19 protein-coding genes are annotated in these 21078 nt (G+C 71.5%); 8 read left to right on the top strand and 11 right to left on the bottom strand.

Annotated features, from left to right (window positions below):
* Positions 1 to 133 precede the first annotated feature (133 nt).
* The gene (locus tag J2X63_RS10295) at positions 134 to 1117 is read left to right on the top strand and encodes a DUF2510 domain-containing protein (RefSeq protein ID WP_309976738.1); all 984 of its coding nucleotides are present in this window, start codon (positions 134 to 136) and stop codon (positions 1115 to 1117) included.
* 192 nt (positions 1118 to 1309) lie between these two features.
* Entirely contained in the window at positions 1310 to 2425 is a 1116-nt protein-coding gene (locus tag J2X63_RS10290) for an epoxide hydrolase (protein ID WP_309976737.1), read from the top strand.
* Between the two features lie 6 nt (positions 2426 to 2431).
* On the opposite strand, the gene J2X63_RS10285 is transcribed toward J2X63_RS10290, so the two are convergent.
* Positions 2432 to 3085, bottom strand: a complete 654-nt coding sequence (locus J2X63_RS10285; RefSeq protein ID WP_309976735.1) for an NAD(P)-binding domain-containing protein — start codon at positions 3083 to 3085, stop codon at positions 2432 to 2434.
* Positions 3086 to 3263: 178 nt separating this feature from the next.
* On the opposite strand from J2X63_RS10285, the gene J2X63_RS10280 reads away from it, so the two are divergent.
* A complete protein-coding gene (locus J2X63_RS10280) occupies positions 3264 to 3980 on the top strand; it encodes a hypothetical protein (RefSeq protein WP_309976733.1) in 717 nt (238 codons plus the stop codon).
* Positions 3981 to 4005: 25 nt separating this feature from the next.
* Positions 4006 to 4827 carry an NAD(P)-dependent oxidoreductase gene (locus J2X63_RS10275; RefSeq protein WP_309976731.1) on the top strand — a complete coding sequence of 274 codons (822 nt, stop codon included), beginning with the start codon at positions 4006 to 4008 and terminating at the stop codon, positions 4825 to 4827.
* 60 nt (positions 4828 to 4887) lie between these two features.
* Here J2X63_RS10275 and J2X63_RS10270 read toward each other — a convergent pair whose 3' ends face one another.
* Positions 4888 to 8688: a hypothetical protein gene (locus J2X63_RS10270; RefSeq protein WP_309976729.1), complete on the bottom strand. Its 3801-nt coding sequence runs from the start codon at positions 8686 to 8688 to the stop codon at positions 4888 to 4890.
* Positions 8689 to 8871: 183 nt separating this feature from the next.
* Complete coding sequence (locus J2X63_RS10265; RefSeq protein WP_309976727.1) at positions 8872 to 9435, bottom strand: helix-turn-helix domain-containing protein; 564 nt, start codon at positions 9433 to 9435, stop codon at positions 8872 to 8874.
* 105 nt (positions 9436 to 9540) lie between these two features.
* Here J2X63_RS10265 and J2X63_RS10260 point away from each other — a divergent pair, with 105 nt between their 5' ends.
* Positions 9541 to 10740 carry an FAD-dependent monooxygenase gene (locus J2X63_RS10260; protein WP_309976724.1) on the top strand — a complete coding sequence of 400 codons (1200 nt, stop codon included), beginning with the start codon at positions 9541 to 9543 and terminating at the stop codon, positions 10738 to 10740.
* 268 nt (positions 10741 to 11008) lie between these two features.
* On the top strand, positions 11009 to 11923 hold the full coding sequence (locus tag J2X63_RS10255; protein WP_309976721.1) for an NADP-dependent oxidoreductase: 915 nt from the start codon (positions 11009 to 11011) through the stop codon (positions 11921 to 11923).
* Positions 11924 to 11932: 9 nt separating this feature from the next.
* On the opposite strand, the gene J2X63_RS10250 is transcribed toward J2X63_RS10255, so the two are convergent.
* The 5 genes from J2X63_RS10250 to J2X63_RS10230 all read right to left on the bottom strand — a co-directional run bounded on the left by J2X63_RS10250 (position 11933) and on the right by J2X63_RS10230 (position 16766).
* Entirely contained in the window at positions 11933 to 13108 is a 1176-nt protein-coding gene (locus J2X63_RS10250; RefSeq protein ID WP_309976719.1) for an FAD-binding oxidoreductase, read from the bottom strand.
* A gap of 85 nt (positions 13109 to 13193) precedes the next feature.
* A complete protein-coding gene (locus J2X63_RS10245) occupies positions 13194 to 14246 on the bottom strand; it encodes a Gfo/Idh/MocA family oxidoreductase (RefSeq protein ID WP_309976717.1) in 1053 nt (350 codons plus the stop codon).
* Complete coding sequence (locus J2X63_RS10240; RefSeq protein ID WP_309976715.1) at positions 14246 to 15016, bottom strand: amino acid ABC transporter ATP-binding protein; 771 nt, start codon at positions 15014 to 15016, stop codon at positions 14246 to 14248. The genes J2X63_RS10245 and J2X63_RS10240 overlap by 1 nt, the downstream gene beginning before the upstream one ends.
* Complete coding sequence (locus tag J2X63_RS10235; protein ID WP_309976713.1) at positions 15013 to 15801, bottom strand: amino acid ABC transporter permease; 789 nt, start codon at positions 15799 to 15801, stop codon at positions 15013 to 15015. The genes J2X63_RS10240 and J2X63_RS10235 overlap by 4 nt, the downstream gene beginning before the upstream one ends.
* A gap of 86 nt (positions 15802 to 15887) precedes the next feature.
* Positions 15888 to 16766 (bottom strand): ABC transporter substrate-binding protein, encoded by an 879-nt coding sequence (locus tag J2X63_RS10230; RefSeq protein ID WP_309977896.1) that lies wholly within the window; start codon positions 16764 to 16766, stop codon positions 15888 to 15890.
* Between the two features lie 224 nt (positions 16767 to 16990).
* On the opposite strand from J2X63_RS10230, the gene J2X63_RS10225 reads away from it, so the two are divergent.
* Positions 16991 to 18094 carry a LacI family DNA-binding transcriptional regulator gene (locus tag J2X63_RS10225; RefSeq protein WP_309976711.1) on the top strand — a complete coding sequence of 368 codons (1104 nt, stop codon included), beginning with the start codon at positions 16991 to 16993 and terminating at the stop codon, positions 18092 to 18094.
* Positions 18095 to 18120: 26 nt separating this feature from the next.
* Here the strand turns inward: J2X63_RS10225 and J2X63_RS10220 are convergent, their stop codons facing one another.
* Positions 18121 to 18456, bottom strand: coding sequence for a hypothetical protein (locus J2X63_RS10220; RefSeq protein WP_309976710.1), 336 nt, complete (start codon positions 18454 to 18456; stop codon positions 18121 to 18123).
* 83 nt (positions 18457 to 18539) lie between these two features.
* On the bottom strand, positions 18540 to 19091 hold the full coding sequence (locus J2X63_RS10215; protein ID WP_309976709.1) for a dihydrofolate reductase family protein: 552 nt from the start codon (positions 19089 to 19091) through the stop codon (positions 18540 to 18542).
* Between the two features lie 177 nt (positions 19092 to 19268).
* Between J2X63_RS10215 and J2X63_RS10210 the strand changes: the two genes are divergently transcribed.
* Positions 19269 to 20309: a nitronate monooxygenase gene (locus J2X63_RS10210; protein ID WP_309977894.1), complete on the top strand. Its 1041-nt coding sequence runs from the start codon at positions 19269 to 19271 to the stop codon at positions 20307 to 20309.
* 30 nt (positions 20310 to 20339) lie between these two features.
* Here the strand turns inward: J2X63_RS10210 and J2X63_RS10205 are convergent, their stop codons facing one another.
* Positions 20340 to 21023 (bottom strand): VOC family protein, encoded by a 684-nt coding sequence (locus J2X63_RS10205; protein ID WP_309976708.1) that lies wholly within the window; start codon positions 21021 to 21023, stop codon positions 20340 to 20342.
* Between the last annotated feature and the right edge of the window lie 55 nt (positions 21024 to 21078).

Raw genomic sequence — 21078 nt, 5'->3', positions numbered from 1 at the left:
CACGGTAGTCGCGGTGCGGGCGGGCGTCACGCGGACGTCGGGGTTGGGACCCGACGGCGATCCCTCCCTGTACCCCGATCTGGGGTACAGCGTTCCTGGCCGCGGCATGCGATCCTCTGCCAGCATCGAACGCATGAGCGATGCACCGGGGACTCCTGCAGGCTGGTACGACGACGGATCCGGCAGCGGAACGCTCCGATACTGGGACGGGAATGCCTGGACGGACCACACCGCGCCCGCCGCCGGCGCGGCCGCCGCCGGTCCCGCTGCCACTGGTGCCGCCCCCACCGCGCCCGAATACGCAGCGGGCGAGACGCAGACCGCGTACGGGCCGGGCGCAACGAGCACGGTCATGACGACGGATGCCGCGCCCGCCGCACCAGCGGGCAAGCCGCACGTGCTCGCCATCATCGCCCTGGCCGTCGCGGCGATCGGGTTCATCTTCGCGTGCATCCCGGGCGCGCTCATCGTCGGATGGGTGCTCCTGCCGATCGCCTTTGTACTGTCCCTCGTCGCCCTGTTCCTCAAGGGCGCGAAGTGGCCCGCCATCACGGGCCTGGTGCTGTCGATCGTCGGCACCATCGTGGGCGTGGTCGTGTTCTTCACGGTCGTCTCCACCTCGTTCGACGAGGCCTTCGAGGACATCGACGGGGCGATCGCCGAGGCATCCGAGTCCGCCGAGGACGCCGCGGAGGAGCCGCTCGCCGAGGAGCCCGCGCCCGACGCCGTCGACACGCTGTCCTTCGGGCAGACGATGGTGTGGGAGGACGACGTCGAGCTCACCGTCTCGGCACCCGAGCCCTACACGCCCAGCGAGTACGCGGCGGGCGCCGACCTGCCGAGCAACCTCGTCTTCACGATCACGATCACGAACAACTCGACCGAGAACCTCGAGCCGCTTCCGTATCCGCGCCTCGCCTCGGGCGGCCAGGAGGGCAGCCAGATCTTCGACGTGTCGGAGAGCGGCGACATCGGCGTGCCGCCGACCACCGTCATCCTGCCCGGGCAGTCGGTCACCTGGCAGTCCGCATGGTCGGTCGCCGACCCGAACTCGCTGACCATGCAGATCTCGCCGAGCTTCGACTACGACGACGCGGTCTTCACGAACCTGCAGTGACTCCGGATGCCGCGAGGGCGACTCGCGGCATCCGATCACTCTGCCTGCACCGAGCGGATGCGCTCGCGCGGTCATGGCGTCGAGCGAGTCCATGAGCCGGAAGTGCGGGTGCGGCGACGTGGAGTTGCCGGTGTGGCCCACGCGTCCGAGCTCGTCGCGGCGCATGTCGGCAGCCCGGAGTAGCTTCGGCGCATGGTCACCAGGGTTCAGCCATTCGAGGTCCACGTCTCCGACGACGTGCTCGACGATCTGCGCGAGCGCCTGGCGCGCACGAGGTTCCTGCCCGACTCGCCGCGCACCCCCGCCTCGGGCATGAACGCGGCCTACCTGCGCGAGCTCGTCGACAGCTGGCTCGGGTGGGACTGGCGGGCACGCGAGGCCTGGCTCAACAGCCATCCGCAGTTCATCGCCGAGATCGACGACGCCGACGTCCATTTCGTGCACCTGAGGTCCTCGCAGCCTCATGCCCCTGCGTTGCTGGTGATGCACGGCTGGCCGCACACGTTCGCGCTCCAGCTCGACTTCGCCGACCAGCTGCCCGACTTCGACGTCGTCGTGGCGAGCCTGCCGGGGTTCGCCTTCTCGTCGCCCTACGCCGCCGGCCCGATGACCGAGCGGCGACTCGCGGCGACCATGCACGCCCTCATGACCGACGTACTGGGCTACGAGCGCTACGTCACCTACGGCGAAGACGTCACGGCGAACGTCAGCGACCTCATCGCCGCGCGCTACCCCGAGCACGTCGCGGGCATCGTCGCGACGCACGCGCACTTCCCCACCGGCGACGAACGCGAGACGCTGACGGATGCCGCTGAGCGCGCGTTCTTCGACGACCTCGCCGCGCGCCACGGCCCCGATGGCGGATACGGTCACATCCAGGCGACCCGCCCCGACCTGCTCGCGGCCGCGCTCAACGACTCCCCCGCGGGGCTCCTCGCGTGGCTCGCCGAGAAGCTCGTCGGCTGGAGCGACACGCCGCCCGGCGATCCGGCTGCGGTCGAGCGGCGCATCTCGCGCGACCGCATCCTCACCGAGGCGATGATCTACTGGGTGACGCAGTCCATCGGATCCTCGTTCCGCCCCTACTACGAGGGTGCCGACCAGCCCGACCCGATCCCGCCCACGTCGGCACCGGCCGCCGTGTACATCCAGCGCCACGAGGGCACGTACCCCGAGTCGATCGCTCGCCGTCACTACCTCGACCTTCGGGAGTTCGACCGCCTCGACGAGGGCGGGCACTTCGCCATCGGCGAGGTGCCCGCCGAGCTCGCTCGCCGTGTGCGCGCGTTCGTCGCCACGCTCAGCTGAGGCGTGCTACGCCGTGGTGACCTTGCGCTCGGCCTTCGCAAGGTTGGCGACGAGCTCGTCGCGGGTCTGCGCGCCGGCCGAGTAGGCGGGCTGGTCGCGCTCGACGCGCCAGCTCTCGGCGAGGGGACCGACATTCACGGTGTCGAAGCCGAACCGGTCGTAGAGGTCGGTCACGAACTCCGCGGCATCCGCGAAGTCGCTCGCCGTCGCCAGCGCGCGGCGGCCGGGCGTGCCGGCCGGAGTGCCGTCGGTCGTGATGTCGCGAGCGGTGATGTGGTTGAAGCCCTTCGCGACGCGGCTCTCGGGGAGGTGCTGCTGCAGCATCCCGGTGACCGTGTTGCGGCCCTCATCGAGCTCCGCGACGTGGCCGTCGCGCTCCCAGTAGTAGTTGTTCGTGTCGATCACGACCTTCCCGGCGAGCGGCTCGACCGGGATCGCGTCGAACGCCTTGAAGGGCACCGTCACGACCACGACGTCACCCGACGCCGCGGCATCCGTCGCCGTCGCCGCACGCGCCTTCGGGCCCAGCTCGGCCACGAGGTCGGCGAGCGTCTCGGGCCCGCGAGAGTTCGCGATGACCACCTCGTACCCGTTCGCGATCGCGGCCCGCGCGACCTGGCTGCCGATGTGTCCTGCTCCGATGATTCCGAGTGTCGTCATGCTCAGGGCCAACGGCGCGCATGGTCACGGTGTTCCCAGCCTGCTCGAATTTCGGGGCATCCCTCAGACTGGGCCTTCCGCACTCGGGTGCGGGGTGGGAGGCTCGTCCGAAGCGCGCCCACCCGAGGGCGCGCACCCGCCCGCGCGGCAGCGCGCACCTCACCCGAAGGCCCACCCGATGACGGCACCGCAGCCCGAGACCAGTCGTGACCCCGCCCCGCCCCGACCAGCGGCGCCGGCCCCGGCCCCGGACGCGGCGCCGCGCGGCGCCACCGCGCTGGCGTGGACTTCGCTCGTGCTCGGCATCTTCGGCATCCTGGGCTCGGTCAACCTGTTCCTCGCCGACCCCGCGACCATCGTCGTCTGTGCGGTGCTCGCCGCGAGCGGCCTCGCCACGGGGATCATCGCCGTCGTCCGGATGCGACGCCGCAGTCGATCGGCGACGGGCATCGGCATCGCCGGACTCGTGGTCTCCGCGATCGCACTCGTGCTCGCCTGCCTCGGCGCGCTGCAGTTCGCGTTGCTCTTCGTCTTCGCAGAGCGCCTCGAGTCGCCCGAGCCGACACGGTCGAGTGCCGAGGTCGCCGCCGAACAGGCCGCGACCGAGCGCGAGTACCGCGCGGTCGCCGGCGCAGCGGCCGACAGGCTCGAAGCCGTGCGCCTTCCTGACGGCACCTACCCCACGCGGCTGGCCGTGACGACCGACCAGCAACAGCTCATCACGCCCGACGGCGAGGTCATCGCCGAACTGCCGTTCGACACGGAGGTGGGGTACACGGTGTACATGGACGCCACGACCTACGAACTGCGGCTGTTCGGACCGAACGGCACGCGGGCGGTGGTCGACTCCCACGACGGCATCACCGTCGAGCATGTGGAGTACGCCGACTGGTGAGACCGAACGAGGAGAGGACCGCGAGGTGCCCGCAGAGACCGAGACCATCGTCATCACCGGCGCCGCCGGACGCATCGGGCGCGAGGTCGTGCCATTGCTCGGCCGTCCAGGTCGTGAGCTCCGCCTCGTCGACACGGCCCCGGCACCGAGCGGTGTGGACCTGCCCGACGGGGCGAGCTGGCACGACGTCGCGATCGAAGACGACGCCGGCATGCGGAAGGTGCTAGCCGGGGCATCCGCCGTCGTGCACCTCGCGGGGCTCTCGTCGGAACGGCCATGGGCCGACCTGCTTCGCGTCAACATCGACGGCACCCAGCGCGTGCTCGAGGCCGCCCGCCACTCGGGAGTGCGACGCGTGCTGCTCGCCAGCTCCATCCATGCCGTCGGCTTCGCGCCCGCCGTCGACGCGGCATCCGACGCCCCCCTGCTCCCCCGCCCCGACACGTTCTACGGCGTGAGCAAGGCCGCCATGGAGGCACTCGGCAGCCTCTACGCCGACCGGTTCGGCATGTCAATCGTGAGCGCGCGCATCTGCGCGTTCACGTCCGAGGCCGGCGATCGTCGCGGCGGCGCCCAGTGGCTCTCGCCCGGCGACATGGCGCGGCTGATCGAGGCGGCGATCGTCCTCGACGACGGCCGGCACCACCTCGTGTGGGGCGTCTCCGACAACGCCGACGGGTGGTTCTCGCTCGAGGCCGGGCACGCCATGGGCTACCGGCCCGAGGACGACTCGCGGGAGGCACGCCGGCTCTCCGACGGCACCGCCCCGGCACCGTTGGCGCCCTTCGGCCCGCTCGGCGGGGTGTTCACCGACGACGCGCACCCGGTGGGCGAGACCTGGGGGTGATGCCCGCATGCGGAAGGGGCCGGCAGCGGATGCTCCCGGCCCCTCCGCGCTGAGCGGCGGCTACTTCACCGTCACCGTGACGGGCTTCGACGCCGTCTCGCCGTTCGCGTTCGCGAACACCGCGGCGAGCGTGTGCTCACCGGATGCCACGCCCGAGAGCTTCACCGAGGCGACCTGCGCCGACGGCGTGGCCGCCGCGAGCGACCCCGATCCGACGACGACCCCGTCGAGCTCGAACCGGTAGGAGGTGGCGTTCGTGCCCCACCACAGGTTCGCCGTGGCCGTGAAGGAACTCGCCCCCTTGCGCTGGTCGGTGCTGACGACGGGCGTGCCGGGTGCGGCATCCGTCACCTTCACGGTCGTCGACGTCGTCGCCGTCGAGCCCTTCGAGTTGATGAGCTCGGCCGTGTAGACGTAGGTGCCGTTCGGCCTGCCCGCGAACGAGACGCCCGTGGTCTGGCTCATGCCGGCGGTGTCGCCAAGCACCTTCGTCGCCACGAGCGCGCCGTTCTCGTAGAGGCGGAAGATGCTGCCCGGCGTGCCCCACCACAGGTTCATGACCACGTCGTATGTGCCGTCGTGCAGGCCGTACTCCCAGCCGCTCGTGTTCGAGAGGGTGCCACGACCCGGTGCGGAGGTCGCGCCGTCGGCGGGCACGACGAGGACCGTGCTCGACGACTCGGTGACGAGCCCCGCGTGGTTGGTCGCCCGCACGGTGACGGTGCGCTCGCCGGCGAGCCCGGTGAGGTCCACCGCCGCGTCGGGCGCCACCGCCTCGCCGTCGAACGTCACCTCGAGCGAGCGGATGCCGCTCTCGGGGTCGTCCGCGGTGACGGCCAGCTGCAGCGGGGCGTCCGCCACGATCGTGCCCTCGGGGAGACCCGCCACTGTGGGCGCCGTCTCGTCGGCAGCCGGAGCCCCGACGTACGCGATCGACGCCGCCGGCGGCTCCGCCATGCCCTCGCCGATGAAGAACGACGGGTTCGGCGGCTGGTTGTACGCCGAGTTCTGCCCGGCCACGCCCACGCGGTACTGCGCGTCGTGCATCAGCGTCGGGATGCGCGTGTCCGTGGCATCCGTTGTCGTGTAGATGCGGATGCCGCTGCCGTCGGCCAGCCGCACGGCGAGCTCCTCGCGCCAGTCGCCGAACAGGTCGGCCTGCAGCACCGGGTTGCCCTTCGTGGTGTTGTTCGTGAGGGTGCCGTCGAGGCGCAGCAGCTCGACCTCCTTCTCGGCCGCCGGGTCCCACTTCGAGATCGTCGGCACGCCCGAGGCGTTCGCCTCGGAGTAGTCGTGGTCGGTGATCTCGCGCAGCGGGTCGCCGTCCCACCAGGTGACGAAGTTCGCCGCCGGGATGTCGGTGGAGAGCACCTCGCCGTCGGCGGACTTCAGCGTGCCGACGGGCGAGTTCCACGCGGCGTCGCCGCCGATGTTCCACGCCTCGGCGCCCGGATGTGCCGGGTCGATGTCGGCTGCGAGGCCGCGACCGGTGTCCTTCGTGGCCTTCGTCGACCAGAGCACCGCGCCCGTCTCGGCGTCGCGCATGGTCGCACCGATGCCGCCGTTGCCCGAGACGTCCTCGTGCACCCCGAAGCTCTCGAGGCCGGGACGGTCGGTGACGAAGTCGCCGACGTGCAGCGCGTCACCGTGGAACAGTCGCGTGTTGTAGAGCGGCGTGCCGTCGTCGTCGATGGTCATCGCGCCGAAGACGATCTCGTCGAGGCCGTCGCGGTCGACGTCGGCGGGGATGAACTGGTGGTTGCCCTGCCCCTCGTACGTCTTGCCCGCGACATCCGAGTCGAACGTCCAGCGCTGCACGAGCTCGCCGCCGACGAGGTCCCACGCGGCGATCACGGTGCGCGTGTAGTAGCCGCGGCTCGTGATGAGCGAGGGGTGCTCGCCGTCGAGGTAGGCCACGCCCGCGAGGAACCGGTCGACGCGGTTGCCGTACGCATCACCCCACGCGCTGACCGACCCGCGGCCGGGGACATAGTCGACCGTGTCGATCGCCGCGCCGGTCTGCCCGTCGAAGACGGTGAGGTACTCGGGTCCGCTCAGGATGTAGCCCGACGCGTTCCGGTAGTCCTTCGTCGCGTCGCCGATCACGTTGCCGACGCCGTCGACCGTGCCGTCGGCGGTCTTGAACGCGACCTCCGAGCGGCCGTCGCCGTCGAAGTCGAACACCTCGAGCTGCGTGTAGTGCGCACCGGCGCGGATGTTCACGCCGAGGTCGATCCGCCACAGGCTCGTGCCGTCGAACTCCACGGCCTCGGCGTACACCTTGCCGGTGTAGCCCGACTGCGAGTTGTCCTTCGAGATCGACGGGCTCCAGAGGAACACGAGCTCGTACTCCCCGTCGCCGTCGACGTCGCCGACCGTGCCGTCGCCCGGCCAGTAGGTGACGGTCTTGCCGTCGGGCAGCACCGCGTCGGTCGGCTTGTTCAGCGGGATGTCGAGGAACTGGTCGCTCCACACGCCGAAGTCGTCGGCGACGGTGACCTCGCGGGCCGTGTCGCCCTCGCCCTGCAGCGCGGTGACGAGGTACGTCGAGTCGGCGGTGCCGTCGGCGTCGACGTAGTTCGTCGTGTCGGTGATGGGCTCGTCGGTGAGGCGGACGCCGTCGCGATACACGTTGAAGCCGAGGTCGCGGTCGTCGAGTCCCAGCAGACGCCAGCCGAGGTAGACGCCCTCGTCGGTCTTCACGGCGACGGGCGCGCGGTCGAGGTACTCGACCTGGCGTACGAGCGTGGTCGCGACCTCGGTCGCGTACGACGCGGATGCCGCGGACGAACCGCCCGCGTTCTGCGCGACGAGCTGGTAGAGGTAGGGGCGCGTCGTCAGCACGTCGGTGTCGGTGAAGGTCGGCTCGGTGACGGTGGCGACCTGCTCGAACGGGATGTCGGCGCGCGTCGACCGGAACACCTTCCACTGCACGGCGTCGCCGGCGTCGGTCCACGTCAGCGTGACCGAATTGCGCTCGATCGCTGTGGTCGCGATGCCCGTGGGCACGGCGGGGGCGGGCACGCTCGCGTCGACCACGGCGACGGTCACGCGGTCGGACTGGCGCGACGTGCGGTCGCCCTTGAGCGTGGCGACGGCGTAGTCGTAGCTCTCGCCGAGCTCGACGTCGGCGTCCTGGAAGGCGGGCGCCGCCCCGTCGGCGGGCGCGGGCACGGTGCCGATCTCGGCGAGCGAGCCACCGGGCGCCGCACGGAACACGGTGTAGCCCGTGGCATCCGGAACCGACTGCCAGCCGAGCGTGATCGTCTCGTTCGTCGCGTCGACGGCGGATGCCGCGAGCCCGGCGGGTGCGGCCAGCGGCGTCTGCACGCGGATGCCGTTGATCCGGCCGTCGCCGCCCGTCACCCGGATGCTCAGCTGCCCGTCGGCGACCTGGATCGCGGGGAAGTAGGCCTCGTGCACATTGCCGGTGGTGGTGCGGGGCCCGGCGTAGGCGGTGCCCTCGATGTCGAAGTTCGTGCCGTTGCTGGCGATCAGGTCGCCGGCCCAGGTCGTGACCTCGTAGGTACCGTTCGGCACGTCGACCGCGAAGGCCTGCGTGTTGCCGATCGTGAAGTCGCGCGCCATGAGGTCGTCGCCGCCGCGATCACGGAAGCCATTGGAGGCGGGAGCCGTCGTGAAGCCGTACCCCGTGGCCGTGGAGTAGACGGTGCCGGGGTGCACGCCGATCCAGCCGGCGGCGACGGGCGTGGCCGGACCGCCGAAGTCGAAGGCGAGATCGACGTCGGATTCGGCGGCGGCCGCCGGGGCGGCGGTCAGGGCGGCGCCGGCGACGAGCGCGGCGCCGGCGAGCGCGGCGATGATCGGCCGCGCGCGGGCAGTTCGGACGTGTGGACCCACGTGGATCTCCTTCGATCGTGTGCTGTGCTGGTCGGCAGCGTCCGTGCTCGCCGCGGGCGACTCGATCGAGACACGCGGGAAAGCGCTTTCTCGATGAATCGTCTCAATCCTCGCCCGCGAGGACCGCGTGCGTCAAGCCCTCCTGCGATCCGACGGGCGAGCCAACTCGATGCGCAGTGGTCCCTAGGCGTCGACCGCGTCGAAGGGTGGGGGCAGGAGCCGCCCGAGCTGCGCCCCCGACGGCACGATCGACGGGTCGATCAGCCACACGACGGCCAGGCCGTTCACGAGGGCGAAGTAGTACGCGGCGAGCGCCCGCAGGTCGTCGTCGCCGAGCCCGGGAAGCTCCTCGGCGAGCAGCTCGGCGATGCCGTCGATCGCGCCCGACTGCGCGGAGCGCAGACGCTGGGCGACGACCGGGATCCGGTCGATCTGGGCGAGGTTCTCCATGCTCGCCGCCAGGAGCTGCCGTTGGTCGCCGAACGCCGTGAGCGACGCATCCCAGATGCGCCCGAGCAGCTCGGCCTTCGGGGCGCCTCGGAGCGCGACGTCGAGCGCGTCGCCGATCTGGATGCCGGTGCCGAGCAGCGCCTCCGACATCAGGGCCTCCTTGCTCCCGAAGTGGTAACCGATGGCGGCGAGGCTCACGCCGGCGGCACCCGCGATGTCGCGCGCCGTGGTGCGGGCGTAGCCCTTCTCGATGATGCAGCGGCGTGCGCCGTCCAGGAGGTCCTCACGATTACCCATGCCCACATCCTATCCGTGATTCAGACATTCGTATTAGACATTTGTCTTATACGCTCGTACTATCGAGGCAGCCGCAGACGCGGCGAACGGCTTCGAGGAGGAATCATGAAGGTGCTCATCTCCGGCGGCGGCATCGCCGGCCTGACCGCGGCCCACGCACTCAGTGACGGCGGACACGACGTGACGGTCGTCGAACTCGCCCCCGACCTGCGGCCCGGCGGGCAGCTCGTCGACCTGCGCGGCACCTCCCGCGAGGCGGCCGCCCGCATGGGCCTGCTCGAGGCGATCACCGCCGCGCAGCTCCCCCAGCGCGGCATGCGCTACGTCGACGACCGCGGCCGCACGCTCGCCGAGCTCGGCGTCGAGATGTTCGGCGGCCAGGGCCCGGTCGCCGACCTCGAGATCCTGCGCGGCGACCTCACCCGCGTGCTCTTCGAAGTCGTGGCCGGACGCGTGGACCTGCGATTCGGGGAGTCGATCGCCGCACTCAGCGCCGACGATGACGGCGTCGACGTGGCGTTCGAGCACGGCGGCCCCGAGCGGTTCGACCTCGTGGTCGCCGCCGACGGCCTGCACTCGAGGGTGCGGCGTCTCGTGTGGGGACCGGAGGCCGACTACGTGCGTTCGCTCGGCGGGGTCACCTCGTTCTTCGACGTGCCCGAGCCCGAGCCGCTCGACGGCTGGTCCCTCATGGACATCCTTCCCGGGCGCCGCATGGTGATGATCCGGCCGGATGCCGCGCCCGGGCGCTCGAAGGCGATCGTCACGTGGTTCGGCGAGCACGACCTGCCCGACCGCCGCGACGTCGATGCCCAGAAGCAACTCGTGCGGTCGGCCCTCGCCGACGGTGTGTGGCACCTGCCGGCGCTCTCGGCGGCGCTCGACACCACCTCGGAGTTCTACTTCGACGCGCTCGTGCAGGTGCACACGCCCGAGCTCTCGCGCGGTCGCGTCGTCCTGCTCGGCGACGCCGGCTACTGCACCTCACCGCTCAGCGGCCAGGGCACCGCGCTCGCGCTCATCGGCGCATACCTCCTCGCGAGCGAGCTCGGCCGCCGCTCCGACCGTGACGTCGTCGAAGCGCTGGCGGCGTACGAGCGCGAGATGGCGCCGCACATCGAGGCGGGACGTGAGCTGCCGCCGGGCTCGGGCTCGTTCGCGACCCCGAAGTCGCGCCTCGGCATCCGCGTGCTGCACGGCTACATCCGCCTGTCGGCGCGCCGGCCCCTGCTCACCGTCGTCGAGAAGGCCATGAGCAGCCGGCACGACGTGCCGCTGCCCGCGTACGACGCCGTCGGGGTGTGACGACGGATGCCGCGGCGCCGACGCGTGGCGCCGCGGCTGGAATGCATCGCGCGCCGGCGGAGCCGAGTCGCCTTCTTCTCTGCGAACGTCCGGTACTTCGGTACTTCGGTACTTCGGTACCGGTTTCGCAGCGGGGAGCATCCGTCGGTGCGAGTGCCGCGGGTCGGCAGTCGTTGCCGCCGATGCAGGCGAGGAGTAGCGTTCGACGTTCCGCCGGGGACCGATCGGCAGGGCGAGACGACGCGCAGCGCAGGCTGAGGAGGACGTCATGAAGGCCGTCATCGTGACCGATCAGCGCCGCGGCGTCGAGGGCATGACCCTGACCGACCTCGACTCGCCGCACGCCGCTGAGAACGACGTCATCGTTCGCGTGCACGCCGCGGGATTCACAAGCGGCGAGCTCACCTGGCCCGCGACGTGGACCGACCGCGCCGGTCGCGACCGCACCCCCAGCGTGCCGGGCCACGAGCTCGCGGGCGTCGTGGTCGAACTCGGCTACGGCACCACCGGGCTCACCGTGGGTCAGCGCGTGTTCGGGCTGGCCGATTGGGCTCGCAACGGCGCCCTCGCCGAGTACACCGCGGTCGAGGCGCGGAACCTCGCGCCCCTGCCCGCGAACGTGGACTTCGTCACGGCAGCGGCCGTGCCCATCTCGGGACTCACGTCGTGGCAGGGGCTGTTCCAGCACGGCCGCCTGGAGACGGGACAGTCCGTGCTGATCCACGGGGCGGGTGGTGCGGTCGGTTCCATCGCCGTCCAGCTCGCACACGAGATCGGCGCGCGGGTCATCGGAACCGGCCGCGCCGAGCACGAGGACTCGGTCCTCGCACTTGGTGCGGACGAGTTCGTCGACCTGGAGTCCGGCCGGCTCGAGACCCTCGACCCGGTCGAGGTCGTCTTCGACGTCATCGGCGGCGAGGTCTTCGAGCGGTCTCTCGGCGTCCTGCGCCCGGGCGGGCGGATCGTCACCATCGCGGCCCCGCCACCGCGTCAACCCGAGGACGGCCAGGCGATCTTCTTCGTCGTGGAGCCCGACCGTGCGCAGCTCGCCGAGCTGGCCCGGCGCCTGCAGGACGGGCGCCTGAAGCCCCTCGTGGGCGCCGTGCGATCGCTGGCCGACGCCGCCAAGGCGTTCGCGCCCGGCCCTCGCGTGCGGGGTTCCACCATCATCGCCGTGGCGTGACTCACACCTCTATCGCTGCGGCACCGGCGCCCACGCGCCGGTCGGCACGGCCTCGGGCGCGGCATCCGCCCCGAACCGGTCGAGGCGGAACGACGTCAGCACCGGCGACGGCGAGCCGGTGAGGATCTCCTCGGCGAGGAGCTCGCCGAGGATGAGCCCGAGCGTCGCGCCCGAGTGGGTGAACAGGGTGTACAGGCCGGCCACCGAGGGCACCGCGCCCACGACCGGCTCGCCGTCGCCCGGGATCGGTTTGAGCCCTGCGCCGACGTGATGCGCGGTCAGCCGCGGGCTTCCGGCGAGCACCTTCGACGCCTCGTCGAGCAGCCCCTGCACCGACTCCTCGGGTACCGTGAGCGCGCCGTCGTCACCGACGACGATCGACTGCTCCGCCCAGTCGGCGTCGAGCACGAGCCGGCCGTCGGGCGTCGGGCGGACCGCGACGCGCGGGGTGTTCAGCACGGTCGTCACCTCGACGTCCACGGGATCGGTGAAGAGCACGAAGGCCGCGGGCGTGGCATCCGGAACCATCACCCCCAGAGCCTCCAAGTGGGCCGGCACCGCGGGGCCCGTCGCGAGCACGACCCGATCGGCCGCGACCCGCGTGCCGTCGCCGAGGACCACGCCGGTCGCCGAGCCGTCCTGCACGTCGACGCGGGCGTCGCCGGCGTGCTCGATCACGCGCGCGCCGTCGGCAATGGCCTCCTCGACCAGCGCGGCGATGAGGTCGGGCAGGCTCACCCAGCCCTCGCCGGGGTTGAAGATCGCGCCCTCGTCGGCGACCGCGTCGGGGTTCACGTCGGGCGCGAACTTCGCGATCTCGTCGCGCTCGAGCCAGACGGCGTCGTAGCCGCCGGCGCGCTCGAACCCGAAGGTCTCGCGGAAGCTCTCGCCCGGCGCGGCCCACTTCAGCGCGCCGTCGAACCGCAGGTATGCACGGCTCTCGGGGTGGCGCACGCTCCACGTGCGGTATCGGTCGAGCGCGAGCAGGCGCAGGTAGTGGTACTCGGCCGAGCGGTCGCCCGACGAGTTCAGCCACGCGATCGAGCGGCCGGATGCCCCGTCAGCGAGTGATCCGGCGGTGACGAGCGTCACCTGGGCCCCGCTCCTGGCGAGGTGCGCGGCGGTCGAGGCGCCGAGGATTCCCCCGCCGATGACGACGACGCGGGTGGGCTGTGTGGTGGGCATGCTGATGGTTCTCTTCCTTGTCATGAAGTCAGGTCGTGAGGGTGACGGGTCTCTGAGGGTGACGGGTGTCAGGCGGTGACGGGTGTCAGGCGGTGACGGATGCCGCGGCGTGCGCGTGCTCGATCACCTCGAGCACCGCGACGGCGTCGGCGGGATCGACCGGCAGGGGGCCGCCGTCGCGGAGCGCGACCGCGAGCAGTCGGTAGAACTCGCCGTAGTCGCCGCGTTTCGTCGGCACCGGGCGGGTGTCGCCGTCGGCGCCGAGCACGCCCCAGCGCGCCTCGGGCGTCTCGCCGAACCCGGGATCGGTGGGCAGCGCGCCGGCGAGGAGTGCCGGCTCCTGCACGTCGAGCCCCCAGCTCGCGTAGCCGGCACGGGAGCCGAGCACGTGGAACCGCGGCCCGAAGAGGGGGGCCACGGCGCTCATCCACAGGTGCGAGGTGACGCCCGAGGCGTGCTCGAGCGCGAGGAACACGTCGTCGTCCGCCGCGGACCCGGGCCGGCGGCGGCCGAGCTCGACGTACAGGTCGGGCACCGGCCCGAACAACTGCATGGCCTGGTCGATGAGGTGCGTGCCGAGGTCGTAGAGGATGCCGCCGCCCTCGCGCGCTGTCGCCTCCGTCTTCCACGACGCGGCCGGCTCGGGCTGCCACCACTCGAACCGCGACTCGAAGCGGCGCACCTCGCCGAGCGCGCCCGCATCCACGAGCCCCCGCAGCGTGAGGAAGTCGCCGTCCCACCGCCGGTTCTGGAAGACGGTGAGGCGCCGGCCGTGGCGCTCGGCCTTGGCGATGAGTGCCCGGCCTTCCTCCGCGGTCACGGCGAACGGCTTGTCGACGACCACGTCGAGCCCGGCGTCGAGGGCCGCGTCGGCGAGGCCGGCGTGCGTACCGCTCGGCGAGCCGATCACCACGAGGTCGAGCTCGGCGGCATCCGCCCACAGCTCCTCGGGCGTCGCAATGACCCGGGCCAGCGGATGCCGCGCCGCGGCCGCCGCCCGCCGCGACGGGTCGCGCGTGACGATCACGTCGAGGGAGTAGTCGGGGCTCGCCGCGAGGAACGGCGCGTGGAAGATGCGTCCCGAGACGCCGAAGCCGATGACGGCCGCGCGGATGGGACGGCGCGCGGCATCCGTCATCACAGCACCTCCGAGAGGAAGCGCTGCAGGCGCGGGCTCTGCGGACGGTCGAAGAGGTCGCCGGGCTTGCCCGACTCGACGACGCGGCCCTCGTCCATGAAGACCACCTGGTCGGCGACCTTCCGGGCGAAGCCCATCTCGTGCGTGACGACGAGCATGGTCATGCCGCGCTGCGCAAGGCCGGCCATGAGGTTGAGCACGCCCTTCACGAGCTCGGGGTCGAGGGCGCTCGTGGCCTCGTCGAAGAGCATCACCTCGGGCTCCATCGCCAGCGCCCGGGCGATCGCCACGCGCTGCTGCTGGCCGCCGGACAGGTCGCGGGGCCGGTGGTCGGCGCGCTCGGCGAGCCCCACCTCGTCGAGTCGCTCGCGGGCGATGCGCACCGACTCGGCCTTCGAGAGGCCCTTCACGTTGCGCAGCGCGAGCGCCACGTTCTGCTCCGCGGTGTGGTCGGGGAAGAGGTTGAAGTGCTGGAACACGAGGCCGATGCGCTTGCGCACGGCGTCGGGCTTCTGGGTCAGCACGCTCTCGCCGGCGAGGCGCACGTCGCCCGACTTCGGCTCGTGCAGGCGGTTCACACCCCGCAGCAGCGTCGACTTGCCCGAACCCGAGGGCCCGATGATACAGGTCGTGGTGCCGGGCGCGACCGTGAGGCTGACCTCGCGGAGCACGTCGATGTCGCCGTAGGCCATGGTGAGGTCGATGAGCTCGAGGCTCGAGCCCGCGTAGAAGTGTCCGTCGGTGACGGGCATCGGGGACGTGTAGGTCATGAGTTCTCTCCGTAGGTGAGCGTCGGAGTCGGGTTCTGCTCCTCGACCTCGTCGAGGCCGCTCTTCGGCGGCGCAGCCTTGCGCCGTCCGGTGCGGAAGCGGTTGTCGAAGTAGTTCACGAGGTGCGTGAGCGGCACGGTGATGGCCAGGTAGAACAGGCCGGCCGCGACGAGCGGCGACAGGTTGCCCGTCAGCACCGCGGCATCCTGCCCGACGCGGAACAGCTCACGCTCGGACACCAGCAGCCCCAGGAAGTACACGAGGCTCGAGTCCTTCACGATGGCGATGAACTGGTTGACGAGGGCGGGGAGCACCCGGCGGACACCCTGCGGCACGACGACGAGCCGCATGGCCTTGCCGTAGCTCATGCCGAGCGCACGGCAGGCCTCGAGCTGACCACGGTCGACGCTCTGGATGCCGGCCCGGAAGATCTCCCCCATGTAGGCGCTCGCAATGAGGCTGAGGGCCAGGATGCCAAGCGGGTACGGCGAGGGGCCGAAGACCTGCTGGCTGAACCGGGCGAAGCCCTGGCCGATGAGCAGGATCGTGAGGATCGCGGGGAGCCCGCGGAAGATGTCGGTGTAGATCCGCGCGGGGATCCGCAGCCACCGCGAGGGCGAGATGCCCATGATGGCGATGACCATGCCGAGGACGATGCCGATCACGGTCGCCCAGATCGAGATGACCAGCGTATTGACGAGTCCGACGGCGAACAGCTGCGGGAGCACCTGCAGCATCGCATCGAAGTCGAAGAAGGTCGTGATGATGTTGTCGAGCCAGTCCATGGTTCGCTTCCTTCAGATGAGGAGTGGGGCGGTGCGGGCCGACGGGGCCAGGCGAGGCCGACGAGCGACCCGCACCGCGGGCCCGGCTACTGGGCCGGGGCTTCCGACTCGGTCGGAGCCGACGTCTGCTCGGCCTTGGGCAGGTACTGGTCGGGCATCGGGGAGCCGGGGAACCACTTCTGGTAGAGCTCCTTCCAGGTGCCGTCCTCCATGGCCGCGTGGAGGGCCTCGTTGAGCGCGTCCTTGAACTCGGTGTTGCCCTTGGCGATGGCAAAGCCGGCCGGAGCGTCGAACGACGGGATGTCGATGGCGTTCTCGAGCCCGTACTGCGCCGAGTACTCCTTCGCCGCCTCGTAGTCGAGGAAGTGGGCGTCGATCGCGCCGCTGTTCACGGCCGAGATGGCGGCGTTGTTGTCGGGGAAGCGCACGAGCTCCGTGTCGGTGAAGTGCTTCACCGCGTACGCCTCCTGCAGGGTGCCCTGCACGACCCCGAGCCGCTTGCCGGCCAGGTCGTCCTCGTCGGAGATGTTCGCGTCGGGGCTCGACATGACGGTGAGGTAGCCGGCGAGGTAGCCGTCGGAGAAGTCGACGGTCTGCTTGCGCTCATCGGTGATGCCGATGGCGGCGACGCCGACGTCGAACTGCCCGTTGGCGACCGCGGAGAGCAGGCCCGAGAAGTCCTGGCCGGTGAACACGACGTCGTCGATGCCGATGCGGTCGGCGACATCCGTGAAGAGCTCGACGTCGAATCCGGTGAACTCGCCGTTCTCGTCGGTGAACGTGTAGGGCTTCGCGTCGCCGAGGCTCGCGACCCGGATCTGCCCCGGGGTGATGAGGTGGTAGGGGTTGTCCTCGGCGGACGCGCCGCCCGTGCTCGCGCCGGCCGAGGAGCAGGCGGCGAGGGCGAGGGCGGCCGCCGCGGCCGCTGCGGCGATGCCGGCCCGGCGGAAGGTGGTGCGGTTGATCACGATGATCCTCTCGTTGCGGTGATTGTCGTGCGGTGCTGCGGTTGCGGGTATCCCGTTGCGGCCGGGCGGCTTCGCGTGCTGCGAATGACGACCGCGGGGTTCTGCTCTTGTTGAGACCGGTCTCAATCCGGTATGTTGAGACCGGTCTCAATGCGTTTTCTGGGACAGTACGCGACGATTCGGGTCGCGTCAACACTTTTCTCACTTTCGCTGGAGGAGCGGTGGGCGAACCCCCCAACGGGCACGGCAACGGCCACGGCCATGCGAACGGCAACGGCCGCCGCGAGGTGACCGTGAGCGACGTCGCGGCCGCGGCCAAGGTCTCGAAGGCCACCGCCGCCCGCGCGCTCGGCGACTACGGTGCGGTCAGCGAGGCCGTGCGCGACCGCGTCCAGGCGGCCGCCGAACAGCTCGGCTACCGCCCCAACGCGCTCGCCCGCACCATGAGCACCGGCCGCTCGAACACGCTCGGCATCGTCGTCGGCGACATCGAGAACCCGTTCTTCGCCCAGGCCACGCGGGGGGCGGCGGATGTCGCGAACGCGGCCGGATTCGACCTGATCCTCTCGAACTCCGACGAGGAGGCCGAGACCGAACAGAAGGCGATCGGGGTACAGCTCGCCAAGCGCGTCGACGGGCTGCTCGTCGCGCCCGCGTCATCCGTCGACCTCGACAACCTGCGCACGATCATCGACGCGGGCCGTCCGCTCGTGCTCTTCGACCGCGCCGCGCCCGACCTCGACGTCGACACGGTCATCGCCGACAACCATCGCGGCGCCGCACAGCTCACGGGCCTGCTCACCGCCACCGGCCACCGTCGCATCGCATTCATCTCGACCATCCGCCACCCCGGCGGCTACCGTCGCGGCGATACGCTCGGCTCGTCGTCGGTCGCCGACCGCGTGCAGGGATTCACGGACGCGCTCGAGGGCGCCGGCATCGCCGACCCCGAGTCGTTCGTGCACCTGAACGCCCGGCAGGAGGGCGTCGAGCCGCTTGCGCGACGCCTCCTCTCCGACGACCGCGGCATCACCGCCATCGTCGCCTCCGACAGCCTCATCGCGCTCGGCGTCTTCCGTGCGGCGCGAGCCCTCGGCCGCAGCATCCCGCACGACCTCTCGCTGGTCGCGTTCGACGACGCCGACTGGACCTCGGTCACGACCCCCGCGGTGACGGTGATGGCGCAGCCGATCCACGAGATCGGCGCCGAGGCGGCGCGGCTGCTCATCCGCCGCATCGGCGGCGACGGCAGGCCGGTCGTGACGCGCACCCTTCCCCAGCACCTCATCGAGCGCGACTCGGTGGCGCCGCCGGCGCCGGCCTGAGCGGATGCCGCGAGCCCGCCGCGAGGCTAGGGCAGGGCGTCGCCCGGGAAGCCGACCACCGGGTGCAGCTCGAACTCGAGCACGCCCGCCTGCACGGCCGGATCGCCCCGCATGACCTCGGCGGTCTCGTCGGCCGAGAGCGCGAAGACGGCCAGGCCCGCCAGCTCGGAGTCGTCCCGCACGGGCAGCACGATCGCGAGGCGGCCGTCGGCGCGGAGCTCGAAGTTGCGCCGGCCGTGCTCCCAGATGATGCGGTCGGCGCCATCCGTGCCGTACTTCGGTCCGGCGCGGAGGAGCATCGCCGTGTACGGCTGCGCGTGCTGCAGCTCGGCACGCATGTCGTCGTCGGTGAACGTCGTCATGCAGCAGAGGATGGCACGAGCGCCCGACATCCCGCCACGGCTCAGTGCCGCTCGCTCCGGCTTGATGCTCGACCCGCTCCGGATCAGTGCTCGACGTCGAAGACCGACTTCACCACGCCGTTCGAGTACGCCTCGTGCTCGACGAGCTTCAGCGTGCCCTGCTCGCGCCCGCTGAACAGGCGCTTGCCCTCGCCGAGCACGATCGGGAACACGAGCAGATGGTAGCGGTCGACCAAGCCGGCCTCGCCCAGCGCCTTCGCGAGCGTGGGGCTGCCGTGCACGAGGATGTCGCCGCCGTCGCCCTGCTTGAGCTCGGCGACCTCGTCGAGCGACCGCAGCACCGAGGTGTTGTTCCACTCGGGGTCGCTGAGCGTCGTCGAGACGACGTACTTCGGCATGGCGTTGTAGTCGTCGAACTCCGCCATCTTCGGCCAGACCGGCGCGAACTCGTCGTAGCTCTGCCGGCCGATGAGCATCGCGCCGGCCTCGACCTGCTCGCGGCCCTTGATCTCGTAGGCGTCCGCGACGAACGGCACCTCCTTGAAGGTCCAGCCGGCGCGCGGGTGCTCGCCGCCGCCGGGCGAGTCGACGACGCCGTCGAGGGTGATGAACTCGGTGACGATGAGGGTGCGCATGATCGTTTCCTTCTCTGAACGTGCGAGGCGGGCGGTCCGCCTCTCATTCTGGACGTCGAACGGATGCCGCCGCAGATCGACATCGTCGGGAAACCCGTCTCGGCCGGGCGTAGCGTGGACCGAGGACTGAGACACCGGAGGACTGACGTGGCGGATCGCACAACCGAGCTCACCAGGATGCTCGGCATCGACCACCCGATCGTGCTCGGCCCGTTCGGCGGGCTGTCGTCGGTCGAACTCACCGCCGCCGTGAGCGAGCTCGGCGGGCTCGGCTCGTTCGGCCTCTACGGGTTCGACGCGGGTCGTATCGCCGAGGCCGCGGCGGCGATCCGGGCGGCGACGGGTCGTCCGTTCAACCTCAACGTGTGGCTGCCCGTCGAGGCGGATGCCGCAGCCGACGCCCCGCTCGCCCCTGACGGATTCACGTCCGCCGTCGACGCGGTGCGCCCGTACTTCGAGGAGGTAGGCGTGCCCGTGCCGTCTGCGCCGCCCGCCGCCTACCTGCCGTCGTTCGAGGAGCAGTGGACCGCCGTGCTCGAGGCCCGGCCCGCCGTGGCGAGCTTCGTGTTCGGCGTGCCCTCGGCCGACGTGGTGGAGCAGGCGCGGGCGCGCGGCATCCGCCTGGTCGGCACGGCGACGTCGGTCGACGAGGCGGTCGCCCTCGAGGCGAGCGGCGTGGACGCGATCGTCGCGACCGGGCTCGAGGCGGGCGGACACCGGGTGTCGTTCCTGCGCCCGGCCGAGCAGTCGCTCATCGGGTCGATCTCGCTCATCCCCCAGGTCGTCGACGCGGTGTCGGTGCCCGTCATCGCCGCCGGCGGCATCGCCGACCGCCGCGGCGTCGCCGCCGCGCTCGCGCTCGGGGCCTCCGGCGTCCAGGTGGGCACGGCCTTCCTCCGCGCGCGGCAGTCGGCCACGAACGACGCGCACCGTGCCGCCATCGCCGGCACGGCGGCGCACGAGACGGTGCTCACCCGTGCGATGAGCGGGCGGCTCGCGCGAGGAGCGCGGAACCGCGTCGTGCGCGAGATCGAGGCATCCGGCGCCATCGCGCCGTTCCCGGTGCAGAACTGGCTGACCGGGAAGTTCCGCGCCGAGGCGGTGCGCCAGGGCCGTGGCGAGCTGCAGTCGCTGTGGATGGGCCAGTCGGCGCCGCTCGCGGTGCACGAGGATGTGCGCGACGTGTTCGCCGAGCTCGTGGCCGGGCTTTCCGGCTGACGCGCACAGGGGCGGTCGGCGATCACCCGCTCACGCGTCGCGCGCCTCCTCGAGGCGCGTGGACTCGCGGCCCCGCCAGGTCGTCACGTCGACGCCGTGGTGCTCGGCGTCGGCGAGCGTCCACCACTCGGGTGCATTCGAGTCGTCGGCGATCCGACCGCCGGCCGCGAGCGCCGCGGCGATGCGGGCTTCGACCTGGTCATGCGGCACGCACACGTCGACGTGCATGCGGCCCCGGCCGGACGCGATCCGCTCCTCGGGCTGGAGGAAGAACGATGAGTTGCGCCGCAGCGGGTCGACGAGATGCGTGTCGTTCGGCCGCACGTAGCCGAGCACCGCCCCCCAGAACGGGGTGACCTCCGCCGACGGCGGCGAGGCCACGGCGGTCTGCACGACCTGCAGCACCGACGGGTCGGCCTCGAGACCGAGATCGCGGGCAGCCTCGGAGATGCGGCGTGCGAGGTCGACATCTCGCACGCTGAGGTCCCGGATGCCGCGGGTCACGAGCTTCACGGCGACGCCCTCGCGGCGCAGGTCGACGTCGGGGTCGTGCCGGGTCGGCGCCGCGAGCTCGGCGATGGCGGCGACGAGGGCCGCCCCCTGCGAGTACGACGTCGCGCGGAAGAAGGCATGGGCTCCCCAGTAGAGCACCCGCCAGTCGTCGACGCCGTCGGCCTCGTGGAACTGCTTCGGGGTGATCGGCTCCGCGTCCATGACCCCATGGTGTCGCGCACCGCCGACACCGGCGAGGACGGCCGACTATCGCGGC

The sequence above is a fragment of the Agromyces sp. 3263 genome, assembly GCF_031456545.1.
In the GTDB taxonomy this organism is placed as follows: domain Bacteria; phylum Actinomycetota; class Actinomycetes; order Actinomycetales; family Microbacteriaceae; genus Agromyces.
The sequence above is the reverse complement of the archived record's forward strand: the minus strand, read 5'-3'. Positions and strand labels throughout refer to the sequence as shown.